Below are 12,495 nucleotides of genomic sequence, written 5' to 3'. Positions count from 1 at the left end.
GAGGAAGTCCTTCGAGGATGTCCGGCGGACCGGGGAGGAGCGAGGCGAACCGGCGGACGAGCAGCCGCTCACGGCACCTGGTCAGGCGACGGGATGACGGCGCCTGGGCAACGGGGCAGGCACGGAAGCGTTGCTGAGAGCGGTGTGCGCCGGGCGGTTCAAAAACTGTAGGCAGGTAACGGCGGTTGACCAAAAAAGCGGCGTGAGGTGCCGAAATCCGGCACCCCTGTAGCGGACTTCTTGGTCGTCTCCGTGTTCGCTTCTACAGTTTTCGAACTCCCCTCGCCCGATTCCTCGAAGTGAGCCTCCTCGGCTCACGCATGCCCGAACGCGGTCACAAGAGTCCGGGTCGAGTGAGAAGTTCCCTCCGCCTTCCATACCCGAATCGGGGTTCCTCTTTGCCGTTTTCCCTGCACCACGGCGACGCTCTCAACGTCCTTTCCGGTCTTCCGGACAACTGCGTCGACTCCGTCATCACCGACCCGCCGTACAACAGCGGGGGACGAACCGCGAAGGAACGCACCACGCGCTCCGCGAAGCAGAAGTACACCTCCGCCGACGCCAAGAACGGCCTTGCCGACTTCACCGGCGAGAACATGGACCAGCGCAGCTACGGCTTCTGGCTGACGCAGATCATGACTGAAGCCCACCGCCTCACCCGGGACGGTGGCACCGCGCTGCTGTTCACCGACTGGCGTCAGCTGCCGATCACGACGGACGCGATCCAGGCGGCCGGATGGCTGTGGCGCGGGGTGCTGGCCTGGCACAAGCCGCAGGCCAGGCCCCAGAAGGGCCGGTTCACCCAGAACTGCGAGTTCATCGTCTGGGCATCGAAGGGATCGATCGACGGCTCCCGTAACCCGGTCTACCTGCCCGGCCTGTATTCGGCGTCACAGCCGTCGGGTGCGGCACGCCAGCACATCACGCAGAAGCCCATCAATGTGATGCGCGAGCTGGTCAAGATCAGTCCAGAAGGCGGAACGGTGCTCGACTTCTGTGCCGGCTCCGGTTCCACGGGCGTGGCCGCTCTGCTGGAGGGCAGGGACTTCATCGGCGTGGAGAAGACCGCGCACTATGCGTCGATCGCCGCCGACCGGCTCACCGAGACGCTCCGAGAGACCCGCACCCGGGACGACATGGTCCTCGCCACGTAAGACCAGTTCCCGGGCCGCCGCTGGCATCTCCGAATCTCCTTTTCCGCCCTGCGTGTCTTGTAGGAGGCCGTACCTTTCATGCCTGAATCCATAGAGCCCGCAGATGACGGGATGCTGGAGCCGGTCCGTATTCCGGACCGGCAGCTGGAGGGAATCGAGGCGAGCGTCCGACGGCTTATGGAGCAGTCGGCCGAGCATGCCCAGCAGCTCGATCATCTCGCATCCGCCCCGGCCGCGTCGCCGTTCGCCGCCTTCGGTCTGCCAGGGCTCGGCGGCCCGCCCTCCGCAGCCCCGCCCGAGCCCCGCCCGATCCTGGAACTGGCCGGGGAAGAACGCGAGGACGAACTGGACATGCTCAGCGACTGGGTGGACGACTTCCTCCTGCCGGTCTACGGGGCAGAAGTCACCACCGCGGCGCCCTGGTGCCTGCGATGGCAGGAGCACGACGACGTCGTCGCCTGGCTTCACGCCCTGTGGCTGGCCTACCAGCAGCACAAGGACCCCGAAGCCGGACTGTCCGGTCTGTTCGTGTGGCACCGGGACTTCCTCACCCACGCCGTCGCGGCGGTCCGCGCCCCGGGCGGATCATTGTCGGCCTGCATGACCTCTCCCGACCGGCCCGCGCACCGGCTGCTGCCCGGCCCACCGCCGTCCGTGCGCACGGAGGCAGCCGCCACCACGGCGAGCCACGGTCCTGCTGAGCCGGACGAGCCGGCGTCATGACCGAGGCACAGGGACAGCCCGCCTTCGGCCTGAGCTTCGACCCCCGTGCCCTGACCGACCTCCTCCAGGCACCCAGCGACATCCGCGACCTCACCCTCGCCTACCTGCAGGAAGTCGTGAATGCGCGCCGCTTCGGACTGCACCTCACGGGGGATCTGGAGGGCTACCGCAAGCTGTTCGTGGACTCCCGCAAGGAGTGGCGAGTCGTTTACGGCGTCCGCCCCGCGCCCGCGGAGTCCACCTACCGGCGCGAGATCCACGTCGTCGCGATCCGGCCGCGCGCGGGCAACGACGTCTACGACGAGGTCGGGCGCCGCCTGGGCTTGGCCCGTCGGCCGCTGAGCGCCCGCACCCACGCAGCACGCTCACGCTCCCCGCAACTGACCACCCGCGGACCCGCCCCCCGTCCCGGGCCGCGGCCCCCTGCCGCACTGCCGGGCCTTCCCCGTCCCGCGCAGAGCCTCGGACACTCTCCCACCCGCTGACCCACGGAGTTCCACCTATGCCCGCTGACCCCGCCCGGGCCGCAGGCCGGCGTGCGGTTTCCCCCCTCGATCACCGCGTCGAAGCCGCTACCGGATACGACATCGACACCCTGTGGACCTACCGCGACCGTGGTGTTCTCGTTGAACCCCACGCCGAACTGGTCGACCGGCATCGCGAGTTGTCGGCTGCCCAGACCGGTGTCACCTTCCACCTGCGGCTCCTGGCCCATCTGACCAGCGGCGAGTTCCCTGTCGACTACGCGCTGCTCGACCGCATCGACCGCACCGTCGATCAACTCAAGGATGCGGCCGGCGTGCGGGAAACCACGGCCCGCTGGGTGCTCGCGCTTCTGGAGCCCATCGAGGCCGCCGCAACAGCCACGACGCCGGACGAACGCACGCTCTCGGGCGACGACCAGGCAGCGCTGCTCGCGCTCGCGGGCGGAGCCAAGCTTCGCGAGCACCTCCTGACCGGCCGCATGTCCGTGACCACTGCCTCCGGCACCCGCATCCCGCACACCACGCTGCAGAGGCTGGAGGAGGCCGGACTCGTCGTCCGGGACACCAGCCACCCCGTGCACGCCGGCCAGCCGGTCGCCCTGACCGACACGGGCCGCGCCGCGTTGCTGACCTCCCGCCGGCCCGCCGCGTCTCCGGTGCCGGTGCCCCCGGCTCGACCCGGGGCATGGCCCTCCACTTCCCCGCAGCGGCGCTGACGTCCACCGAAAGGCCCTTGTTGCCCACCGCTGACCCACAGCCGAGCCCCAAGCCCATCCCCGAAGTCGACTTCGGACTCGACGACTTCGACGCTGACGAAGAGGTCCACCGCGACTTCTACAGGCAGGTCGCCTCCCACGAGGACATGCTCGTCCCCCTCGCGGAACATCACACCGACGACGGCGTGCACAGCTACTACGTCCTCTACGACCGCACTGCCACCTGGGGAATCCCTGGCGATCCTCAACTGATCGCAGTTCACCTTCAACGGGACCGGATGCAACGGACCTTCAGCTTCGAGCAGGCCCCGATGCCGCTGCCCGCGATGGCACAGTCCTGGCTCATCCACCGCGGCTGCCCCCAAGACGCCATCGGCCTCAAACCCGAGCTGGGGCCCCCGCCGGCGGACCAGACGACGAGAGCGCTCGGGCAACGCCTCGCGAACGACGGCGACCACTACGCGATGGGCTACTCGTACACCTGCGACGACCCGGACGACATGGTCACCGTCGTGGTGCTGCGCGCCCTGAAGGAGCGAACTGCTTCACCGTTCCGCGTCGTGGTCGAGGAAGTCGACACCGACGCGTGGACCCACACCTTGCGCGAGGGCGGCTTCGACACGGCGGCCGAGGCGCTGCAGTGGTGCGATGAGCGGCTCACCGGTGAGGCCAGCCCGCTGCCACCGGTCGGCCTCGCAGCCACGGCCCGTCGTCCCGTTGGCCTGCCCAAAACCCCTGTTTCGCGCCCGCCCGGCCGCTCACGCTGAGCGCACTGGTCAACGGCAGCGGCGAAACATAACCGGCAATCGCCGGTTAGCCAAACCGGCGATTCCCCGGACTCTTATACAGCCGCCGGACCACAACCCTGCGACACCAAACCTTTCTATTCCTCGTGCCTTCTCGGAGGTTTCTTCCGCATGCGCTCCACCCGAATTGCCGTATCCGCAGCGATGCTCGGCGCGCTCGCCCTGCCGGTGCTGGCAGCAACGACCGCCAGTGCGGCCCCCGCAGCCGTCACCGCGGCCTCTTACACCAGCTGCTACTCGCAGCCGCCGCTGCCGTACACGGTCCACACCGCCGCCGTGACCATCCGGTCCAAGGCCACCACGAAGTCCACCGCGGTGGGCGTGCTCTACAAGAGCCACAAGTTCACCGTCACCAAGAAGAGCGGCAACTGGCTCTACATCACGGACCGGACCACGGGCGTCAAGGGCTGGGTCTCCGGTACCTACGTCTACCGCGACGTCCGTATGTGCCTGGACTGACAGTCGCCCACACCTGAAAGGGCTGGAGGAGTCGCCAGCCGCGAATTCCCCTAGGCAGTCGGAAGGAGTGCTCCCTTGACTGACCCGATTTCCGATGAAGGCCAGGACGTCGTGGGCGTTCTCACCGCACATGTCGAATCCTATTTCGGCATGGAATTGGCCCAGTTGAAGGCTGCAGTCGTGGCCGCGCCGACGGTGAACCCTGGTGCCACCGACGTCGTGCGGTGGCACGGCCTCCTCGTCGAGGCCCAGTCGGTGCTCGACCGTGCGGAGGACGACCTCCTTGCCGCGCTGGAGACCCAGCCCGACGAGGTCGACGACCCGACGTTGGGCCTCGCCCACCGCGTGAACGCGGCCGTCGTCGTCCGCGACGGCCGGGCCCAGGTCCTGCAGTGGCTCCTCGACCCGGACGCTCCGGGGCGCAAGGACCTCGCCGCCAAGCGCCTGACGCGCTCGAACGGCCCGGCCGTGCAGACCAGCGCCCCGCCTCGACCCGCAAGTTCCCTCCCGTCGGCGTCGCCGGCCACAGGGAGGGTCCTGCGATGAGCCGGCTCCCGTCCAGCACCATGGACGACGACCTGCAGACCGTCTTCGGCGCCCCCGTGTACGAGCTGTACGACACGGTGGCCGGCCCCGACGCTTCCCCTGCGCTCACCCGAGCCCTGGAGCTCCACCGCTTCCTCGCTCTGGCCGAGGAACAGGTCGCCCAGGTCCGCGACCGCGTGCACGCGAACATGCGCCCGGACTGCGACATGGACGAGCTGTCGGCAGACCAACTCCGGTTCGACGCACAGTGGCTGGAGGCAGCACTCGACGCCCGCACCGGCTACCGCCGGGCGCTCGGTGAACTGCTGCGCACCATGCCACCGCTTCACCAGCAGTCCCGTCCCGTGCGCACCACGCAGTACAGGGCCAGCGCCACCCTGCCTCCCTCCGCCGCCCCGGCACCGCCACGTGCCGGGGCGGCCCCGGCCCACCGACCGTGAAAGCCCCCGCTTGCCCCACCTCACGTCCACCCAGATAGCCGGACGGATCGAGGACCTCTACGGCGCACCGCTCGCCGCACTCGAAGCCCACGCGCGGGATAAGCCGCCCGGGATGCTCTCCGCCCTGCTCGGCATGCACGCCGACCTCGCCCTCGCCGAGCGCAGCATCGACCTCCACCGCGACCACCTGGCCCGGTTCATCCACCCCGAGCGGCAGATCGGCCGGCACGAGGTCTCCCACCTTCTCGACGGCTCCCGCCAGCTCGCGGCAGCGGTCGCCGTCCGCGACGTACAGGCCAAGTCGATCTCCGCCGTCCTGCAGAGCCTCGCCCGCCTCCCGGCCTCGTCCCCGCCGACCGCGACGACCTCCCCACCGGTTCCGCCTCGCCCAGCCGAGAGCACGGCGCGAAGCCGCTGACCGGCAGACGAGTTCCCCTCCCCACCCAGGAGTTCCTTCCTTGACCGCCACCGCTCTGCCCCCCGACACCGGCGCCGACATCGCCCGGGTCACCGAAGCCCTCGCCATGATCACCCCGCGCTGGAACGTGCGGATCCTTCTCGCGCTGGCCGGACCGCCGCAGCGCTACAGCGAACTGGCGGCCAAGGTGTCCTGGCTGCAGGGCGGCCAGCTCCACCCCAAGCTCAAGGCGCTCTGCGACTCCGGGCTCGTCCAGCGCACCGAGCACACCTCCCGGCACGTCACCTACTCCCACACCGACCGCGGCGAGGCTCTTCTGCCGGTCCTGCCGCTGATCGTCACCTGGGCCGAGGCACACCTGGAAACGCCGGAGCGCCCGCTGCCCGCAATCGAGCAGATCGAGGACAGTCTCACCCTGCTCACCCGCCGCCACGCCGCCGCCATCCTGTGGGCGCTCAAGACCCGCACGGAGGTCAGCGGCCGGGCCCTGGCCAGCATCGTCATGCCCTCCAGCGACTGGACCAACATCTACCCGCCGCTGCGCCAGCTCGTCGCAGACGGCCTGGTGCACACGGAGGGGCTCGGCGCGCCCTACCGGCTGTCCGCGGCGGGTGATGGTCTGGGGCCCGTTCTCGGCGCGCTGTCCGCGTGGTCCGCCGGGAAGGCCCTCGACCAGGCGACCCAGCACCCCGTGTGGGGGCGCCCGAGGACGATGCCCCCGGCGAAGCCCTGGGTCAGCAACCAGTCCCGGCCGACCCCCGCGACATCCTCGCGCCTTCAGAGCGGCGCAACCTGGCAGAACCGGGCTCTCTTCTCCCACGCCACCGTCCGCCCCCTGGAGGCGCTTGCCGCAGGAGGCCCGCGCCGATGAGCACCCTCTTCGCCCCGACCGAACTGCGCCCCGTCATAAGCTTGCTGGCCTCCCGCTCCCTGATTCGGCTCATCACCGAGATCGACGGCAACGGGGCGATACCGCCACGACGGCTGACCGGCATCTTCCCCGATGTCTCTCGCCACCGCCTGCGCCGCACCACCGAAGCAGCCCGCGCCCGCGGTCTCGTCCGGATCACCCCCGGCACCGGCCTGGAACTGACCGAGACCGGCATGGAGTTGGCCGACCTCTACGACGCGAGCGCCCGCTGGGCCCGCCACCACGCCTACCCGACGCCGAGCTGCGACTTCACCAGCCGCATCCGTCACTGCCTCCGCCTGCTGGAGTCCTCGCTCGGCACCGAGCTCTCCGACGGCCCTGGCCACCCGCACACCGGACTACTTCCCACTGCCGAGGCCGAAGAGGACCTGGCCCGCCCGCGCGCCCTGCTGAGCCGGTGGCTGACCGCCCACCCGCAGATCACCGGGTCGCCTGCGGAGCCTGCCGCGTGAGCACAGGCGCCGCACCCCGGCACGCACCCCACACTGGTGGACCGCTGCACAGCGTCTACCTGCCACGCTCGGCAAGCGCCCTCACGTCGGCCATGGCCACCTACGGCATCCCACTGCTGGTCCTGGCCACGACCCGCTCGGCCGCGCTGACGGGCCTGGCGTTCGCCCTGGAATGGATCCCGAGACTGGCCGCGTTCGGATGGGCCGGCGCTCTCGTAGACCGGCGCGGGGCAGCCAGCGTTGCCTTCCTCGCCTCCATGGGACGCGCGCTGGCCCTGGCCGCCGGAGCGGTACTCCTGCACCTCCATCCCTCCGGCACCACGGCCAGCGCGACCGTGATGGCGCTTGCGGCCACCACCGGGGTGCTCACCGAGTTCAGCTACGTCGCGTCCGAAACCGCCGGCGCCTCCGCCGGCCGCAAAGCGGGCACGCGAGCCCACCGGGTCCAGGCGGTCCTGTTCGGAATCGACCAGACCGCGACCCTGGCCGGACCGGCCCTCGCCGGGCTCCTCCTGCTCACCGGACCAGCCCGCATGCTCGCGGTAATCGCCGCGCTCTCCCTCCTCACCGCGCTGCTCGCCCTGCGCACAGCCTCCTCGCCCGAAGCCCCGCCCCAGGGACCGCAGGCGCAGACGAATGCGGGGCTGCTCATCGGGCTGCGCACTATCCGCTCGCTGCCCGCGCTCGGCTGGCTCGTGACCGGCCTCGCTCTCTCCAACCTGGCCGGCGCCGTACTCCAGGCTGCCGGTCCGGTCATCGTCGTCACCCACTACGGGCAGTCCACCACCGCAGTCGGCCTGGTCTGGTCCGCCGCTGCCGCAGCGACCCTCCTCAGCATCACGCTGTGCCGGTTCGCGATCGACCGCTGCGGCCTGTGGCCGGTCGGCGTCGCCTGCGCCGCCCTCGCCTCGCTCGCCTGCTTCGCCACCGCCCGAGCCCCGGACTACCTGACCTACCTACTCCTGGTCGCGGTCCTGATGGCCGCCGACGGCGGCATGACGGTGGTCCTGCGGACGCTGCGCTCCCGCCTGATCCCGCCGGACAAGTTCGGCAGCACCCTCTCGGCCGCCATCCTCATCCTGCTGCTGCCCTACCCCGTCGCCGGTGTACTCACCGCGCTGACCCCGCCCGACGCGCTCGGCCCCGTCATCACCGCGTGCGCCGTCCTGCAGGCCCTCGGACTGGCCACCGCCTTTGTCCGCCTGCGCACCGATCCCGCCCTGCGTACCTGACCCTTGCGCATCCCCAGCCTGTGGAGAACTTGCCTGTGTCCACTGCCATTTCCTGGGCGAACCGTACGAACGGTCGCACCATCACCGAGCGGTTCCACGCCTTCGACGCCGAGCACCCGCACGTCTACCGCGAGCTGGAGCGCATGGCCGCCCGACGTCTTGCAGGCGGTGCCACCCGCGTCAGCCTCAAGGACCTCTTCGAAGACCTGCGCCGCCAACTCCCGCACGGAGTAGCCGGGCTGAACAACAACTTCACCGCCCTGTACGCCCGCCGGCTGATTGCCGCCCATCCCCACTGGGCGAGCGCGTTCGAGTTGCGCCGCCGCCGTTCCGCCTGACACCCCCAGTACCTGATCCTGTCGTCCACCGTCTCGGAGAACTCCTACGTGTCCGCTCGTCCCCTCCTGCTCGTCGTCTCCGCAGGCGATCAGACGTTGCGCGGCTACTGCCTTGAGCAGGCCGCCGCCGCGTACGACATCGTCCTGCTGACCAGCACCGAACCGTCATGGGAGAAGCCCTACATCGTCGACCACGCCGTCGCCGATCTCCACGACACCACCGAGCTGCTCGCCGCCGGCCGGGCCCTCGCCGCACGCCACCACCTCGCCGGCATCGTCACCTGGGACGAGTGGAACCTCATCTCCACCGCCCGTCTCGCCCGCGCCCTGGACCTGCCCGCGAACTCCGCCGAGGTGATGCGAGCCTGCCGCAACAAGGCCACCGCCCGCTCCCTGTTCGCCCACCACGGGGTGCCGTCAGCCCGCTCGGTGAAGGCCCGCACCCTGACAGAGGCAGCACGGGCAATCTCGAGCCTGGGCTATCCGGCGGTCATCAAGCCCACCGCGTTCGCCGGCAGCATCGGCGTGATCCGCGTCGACCGCCCCGAAGAGCTGCCCGCGGCCTTCGCGTTCGCCTCGGCTGGTGCGAGCCGCAGCCGCGAGGACACTGACGTCCTGATCGAGGAGTACCTCGACGGCCCGGAGGTCTCCGTCGAGTGCGTCACCATGCGGGGCGTGACCACCGCGGTCGCCGTGACTCGCAAGAGCCTGGGCCCGGAACCGTACTTCGACGAGACCGGGCACACCGTCGCCGCCGCCGACCCGCTCCTGCCGCAGGTCGCCCCCGTAGCCGCTGCTGCCGTCAAGGCCCTGGGAATCACCCACGGCGTGCAGCACGTCGAGATGCGCCTGGTCCACGGTCGGCCCCGGCTGATCGAGGTCAACGCCAGGATCGGCGGCGACATGATCGGCCATCTCGTCCGCCTCGCCACCGGCATCGACCTGCCCCAGGCCGCCGCCGACATCGCCTGCGGCAAGACCCCGGACCTGGCTCCGACCCGCCACGGGGCCGCTGGCATCCGCATGCTCTACCCGGACGTCTCGGGCACGCTCGCCGAGCGGCATATCAACCAGCCGTTCGCCGCCCACACCCCCTGGCTGCAGCAGGTCCAGTGGATCCGTGAAGTCGGCGACGCCCTCCTCCTGCCGCCGGAGGGCGACCTGTTCACCTCGCGGGCCGGCTTCTACATCGTCACCGGCCGCGACACCGCCCAGGTCACCGAACGCCTCGACACCGCCGCCGACGAGATCACCGTGACCACACGAGCCGACCGATGACCCCGCAGCGCCATCTGCGGCGCGACATCGACGGCGACGTCTACGTGTCCCCGCGCTACCTCGCCTCCACCACAGGGACCGGCGACCCGGCCCTCGCCCCCCTCCTCGACCTCGGCTGGGACCTCCAGCACGACGATCTCGGCAACGTCTACGTGACCGCGCCCGACCGGCGTGTTCGACTGGGCTACCTGCCCGAAGGCGAGGACGACGGCCTCTGGCGCATCAACGCCTACCGCGATCCGTTCGGGCCGCCGACCTGGGGCGTGTGTTTCAACGATTCCGTTCCCACGGAGTTCGTGGCCGCCTTCACCACCGCGCTCGCCACGGCCTACGAGCAGGGGCCGGGCACGTACCTCGCCCGACCGGATGCCCGGACCGACGAACACGAGCCCTTCCGCGTCGTCGTCCCGCTGCTGCAGCAGAACTGGATGATCGACCGTCCCCGCTGGGGTGCCTTCTCGATCCAGGCGCCGGACGGACTCGCCGGCCTGGAGTACATCACCGGCGATCTCGATCCGGAAGCCGAACTGACCACCCGCGAAGCCCGCTGGCAGCTATGGGCGGGCAACTCCATCGACCGGCCCGCCTGGTACACGACGGCCAGCACCAACACCCCCGTCGCCCTGCTCGCCTCCGTCACCCGCTGCGTCGCCGATCCGGCGCCCCTGCCCCGCTGGCGCGAGTACAAGTCCAGCTACACCGAGGGCATGGTCCAGCTCACGCCGATCCTTCCGCCGCAGCCGCCGGCCCCCACCCCACTCGACGTACGGCGGGCCTCGGCATCCCGCCGGCCGGCCGCGATCCCCGCGACCAGCGTCCCACGCTGGAGCACCACCAGCCGCCCGGCCCTGCCCGGCCCCCGCCGCTGACGCCGACCGGAGATCTCCCTTGCCCCTGTCCCTGTACGCCCCGGAGTTCTTCGCCGAACTGTGCCTGCCCTTCGCCGACGGCACCGTCGTGGGCAACACCTACTTCGCCACCCCAGCGGATACCTCGCTGCGGATGCGGATCGATTTCACCCGCACCATCTACGCAGACACCTACGGCGGACTGCGCGTAGCGATCGTGCACCCGGATCGCGGCGAGATCGACGCCGTGGCGCTCAGCTTCCTGGACCACCAGACCTTCCATCGCCGCGACGAGGCCGCCAACACCCGCCCCGACACGCACGGATACGGCACGTTCGACAAATACCACCGCCCCGGCCGACCGCCGTGGGACGGAGCCGTGCTCACCGGGCTCAGGGACGCCATCGAGCAGTACACCGCCGTCTGGTTCCCCGGCGCATGGACTGCGTCCGTGCCCGCCCGCGCTGCGGGCCGGACCGCACTCAGGGCTGCTGTCCCGCCGCCCGCGGCGCACGTCGTCGGCCGTTCCCGGTGACCCACCCTCTAATGCTCAAGGAGCCCTCCCCGTGCACGTTCGATTCGTCGGCAGCGCCGTCCGCACCGTCACCGTCGCGGCCGCGCTGACCAGCATGGCCACCTGGGCGCCGGTCGCGAACGCTGCCGAACCGGCTCCGTCGGCCTCAGCCGCCCTCGCCGAGACATCGGCCCCGGACCTAGGCAGCGTTGAGATCACAGCGAAGAGCCCCGCCGACGAGGTGCTCCCCGGCGCGGCGTTCCTGCTGCTCGACTCCCACGGCCAGCAGGCCGGTGTCGGGAACACCGACGCGCAGGGGAAGCTGGTCTTCCCCGGCCTCGCGCCGGGCGTCTACCGGCTCAAGGAGACGTCCTCCGGCAGTCCGCTCCACGGGATCGTCTCCGACCAGGACGTCATCGTCACCCCGGGCGCGGCCACGCGGCTGACGATCACGGATCCGTTCAAGACCGTTACGGTCCACCTGCAGGTCAGGGACCGCGAGACTGGTAAGCCGCTGCAGGGCGCGAGGGTGAACATCGGCACCGGGGATACTTCGACGCCGCTCACCCTGACCACGGGTGCTGCAGGCACGGCCGCCGGAGACCTGCCGATGTCGAGTCGGAAGTCGGAGTTCTCGGCTACGCAGATCAAAGCCCCCGCCGGCTACGCCCGCTACACGCCGTCCAAGACGTTCACCGCCCGCCCCGGCACCTCGGTGACCGTGACCTTCACCAACGCCCAGCAGGCAGCGCGCTCGCAGCCTGGCTCTGCCGATCAGCCGACGCACGAGCCTGCTAGCCGACCGCCGGTCCACGCAGACAGACCGAGCACCGCGCCTCGGCCGAGCGTCTCGGCCACCAGATCCTCGTCCACCGCTGCCGCGGTACCGACCGGCGACGAAACACCGAAGGCCCCCGGAGGCTCCCTCGCCCACACTGGCGCCGATGCCACACCGTGGATCGCCGCGAGCGCGGGCCTCCTCACCGCCGTCGGCGCGATCACCCTGTTTATCGCACGCCGACGTATGACCAATCGGTTCGAACCCGACGATGGCGGCGCGATCACCTAACCGAAGACCAACTGTGCAGGCCCCCGGGACGTGATTCCCGGGGGCCTCCTGGCATCTATAGACGCCGACCTGGTCGTGCCCTCGAT

Annotated in this window: 17 protein-coding genes; all 17 read left to right on the top strand. The window is 70.5% G+C overall.

Translation table 11 applies throughout. The annotated features are described in order from the left end of the window. Positions 1-398 precede the first annotated feature (398 nt). Positions 399-1,154, top strand: coding sequence for a DNA-methyltransferase (locus HEK131_RS22000; RefSeq protein ID WP_244336732.1), 756 nt, complete (start codon positions 399-401; stop codon positions 1,152-1,154). A 177-nt stretch (positions 1,155-1,331) separates the two neighbouring features. Continuing rightward, complete coding sequence (locus HEK131_RS21995; RefSeq protein WP_244452108.1) at positions 1,332-1,877, top strand: DUF4913 domain-containing protein; 546 nt, start codon at positions 1,332-1,334, stop codon at positions 1,875-1,877. Further along, positions 1,874-2,362, top strand: coding sequence for a hypothetical protein (locus HEK131_RS21990; RefSeq protein WP_244336731.1), 489 nt, complete (start codon positions 1,874-1,876; stop codon positions 2,360-2,362). Before HEK131_RS21995 ends, HEK131_RS21990 begins: the two co-directional genes overlap by 4 nt. 17 nt (positions 2,363-2,379) lie before the next feature. Then, positions 2,380-3,078, top strand: coding sequence for a hypothetical protein (locus tag HEK131_RS21985; RefSeq protein ID WP_244336730.1), 699 nt, complete (start codon positions 2,380-2,382; stop codon positions 3,076-3,078). Next, positions 3,048-3,845 carry a hypothetical protein gene (locus tag HEK131_RS21980; RefSeq protein ID WP_432215662.1) on the top strand — a complete coding sequence of 266 codons (798 nt, stop codon included), beginning with the start codon at positions 3,048-3,050 and terminating at the stop codon, positions 3,843-3,845. Before HEK131_RS21985 ends, HEK131_RS21980 begins: the two co-directional genes overlap by 31 nt. A gap of 183 nt (positions 3,846-4,028) precedes the next feature. Continuing rightward, positions 4,029-4,343 carry an SH3 domain-containing protein gene (locus HEK131_RS21975; RefSeq protein ID WP_244452106.1) on the top strand — a complete coding sequence of 105 codons (315 nt, stop codon included), beginning with the start codon at positions 4,029-4,031 and terminating at the stop codon, positions 4,341-4,343. 75 nt (positions 4,344-4,418) lie between these two features. After that, positions 4,419-4,889 carry a hypothetical protein gene (locus tag HEK131_RS21970; RefSeq protein WP_244336729.1) on the top strand — a complete coding sequence of 157 codons (471 nt, stop codon included), beginning with the start codon at positions 4,419-4,421 and terminating at the stop codon, positions 4,887-4,889. After that, positions 4,886-5,329, top strand: a complete 444-nt coding sequence (locus HEK131_RS21965; RefSeq protein ID WP_244336728.1) for a hypothetical protein — start codon at positions 4,886-4,888, stop codon at positions 5,327-5,329. The genes HEK131_RS21970 and HEK131_RS21965 overlap by 4 nt, the downstream gene beginning before the upstream one ends. A 10-nt stretch (positions 5,330-5,339) precedes the next feature. After that, positions 5,340-5,747 (top strand): hypothetical protein, encoded by a 408-nt coding sequence (locus tag HEK131_RS21960; RefSeq protein WP_244336727.1) that lies wholly within the window; start codon positions 5,340-5,342, stop codon positions 5,745-5,747. Positions 5,748-5,787: 40 nt separating this feature from the next. Then, positions 5,788-6,618: a winged helix-turn-helix transcriptional regulator gene (locus HEK131_RS21955; RefSeq protein ID WP_244336726.1), complete on the top strand. Its 831-nt coding sequence runs from the start codon at positions 5,788-5,790 to the stop codon at positions 6,616-6,618. After that, on the top strand, positions 6,615-7,130 hold the full coding sequence (locus tag HEK131_RS21950) for a regulator (RefSeq protein ID WP_244336725.1): 516 nt from the start codon (positions 6,615-6,617) through the stop codon (positions 7,128-7,130). The genes HEK131_RS21955 and HEK131_RS21950 overlap by 4 nt, the downstream gene beginning before the upstream one ends. Next, complete coding sequence (locus tag HEK131_RS21945) at positions 7,127-8,362, top strand: MFS transporter (RefSeq protein WP_244336724.1); 1,236 nt, start codon at positions 7,127-7,129, stop codon at positions 8,360-8,362. The genes HEK131_RS21950 and HEK131_RS21945 overlap by 4 nt, the downstream gene beginning before the upstream one ends. 35 nt (positions 8,363-8,397) lie before the next feature. After that, entirely contained in the window at positions 8,398-8,700 is a 303-nt protein-coding gene (locus HEK131_RS21940; protein WP_432215661.1) for a hypothetical protein, read from the top strand. Positions 8,701-8,748: 48 nt separating this feature from the next. Beyond that, complete coding sequence (locus HEK131_RS21935; RefSeq protein ID WP_244336722.1) at positions 8,749-9,978, top strand: ATP-grasp domain-containing protein; 1,230 nt, start codon at positions 8,749-8,751, stop codon at positions 9,976-9,978. Next, on the top strand, positions 9,975-10,847 hold the full coding sequence (locus tag HEK131_RS21930) for a DUF317 domain-containing protein (RefSeq protein ID WP_244336721.1): 873 nt from the start codon (positions 9,975-9,977) through the stop codon (positions 10,845-10,847). The genes HEK131_RS21935 and HEK131_RS21930 overlap by 4 nt, the downstream gene beginning before the upstream one ends. Before the next feature lie 25 nt (positions 10,848-10,872). Continuing rightward, positions 10,873-11,361, top strand: coding sequence for a hypothetical protein (locus HEK131_RS21925; RefSeq protein ID WP_244452105.1), 489 nt, complete (start codon positions 10,873-10,875; stop codon positions 11,359-11,361). A 31-nt stretch (positions 11,362-11,392) separates the two neighbouring features. After that, on the top strand, positions 11,393-12,409 hold the full coding sequence (locus HEK131_RS21920) for a SpaA isopeptide-forming pilin-related protein (protein ID WP_244336720.1): 1,017 nt from the start codon (positions 11,393-11,395) through the stop codon (positions 12,407-12,409). Positions 12,410-12,495 lie beyond the last annotated feature (86 nt).

Source organism: Streptomyces seoulensis (assembly GCF_022846655.1).
In the GTDB taxonomy this organism is placed as follows: Bacteria; Actinomycetota; Actinomycetes; order Streptomycetales; family Streptomycetaceae; genus Streptomyces.
This window is presented reverse-complemented; position numbering and strand designations above follow the sequence as displayed.

Excerpts from the sequence above, each read along its gene's own strand:
- HEK131_RS21930 (WP_244336721.1), top strand. The coding sequence starts at position 9,975 with ATGACCCCGCAGCGCCATCTGCGGCGCGACATCGACGGCGACGTCTAC.
- HEK131_RS21985 (WP_244336730.1), top strand. The coding sequence starts at position 2,380 with ATGCCCGCTGACCCCGCCCGGGCCGCAGGCCGGCGTGCGGTTTCCCCC.
- HEK131_RS21995 (WP_244452108.1), top strand. The coding sequence starts at position 1,332 with ATGGAGCAGTCGGCCGAGCATGCCCAGCAGCTCGATCATCTCGCATCC.
- HEK131_RS21965 (WP_244336728.1), top strand. The coding sequence starts at position 4,886 with ATGAGCCGGCTCCCGTCCAGCACCATGGACGACGACCTGCAGACCGTC.
- HEK131_RS21990 (WP_244336731.1), top strand. The coding sequence starts at position 1,874 with ATGACCGAGGCACAGGGACAGCCCGCCTTCGGCCTGAGCTTCGACCCC.
- HEK131_RS21950 (WP_244336725.1), top strand. The coding sequence starts at position 6,615 with ATGAGCACCCTCTTCGCCCCGACCGAACTGCGCCCCGTCATAAGCTTG.
- HEK131_RS21975 (WP_244452106.1), top strand. The coding sequence starts at position 4,029 with ATGCTCGGCGCGCTCGCCCTGCCGGTGCTGGCAGCAACGACCGCCAGT.
- HEK131_RS21980 (WP_432215662.1), top strand. The coding sequence starts at position 3,048 with ATGGCCCTCCACTTCCCCGCAGCGGCGCTGACGTCCACCGAAAGGCCC.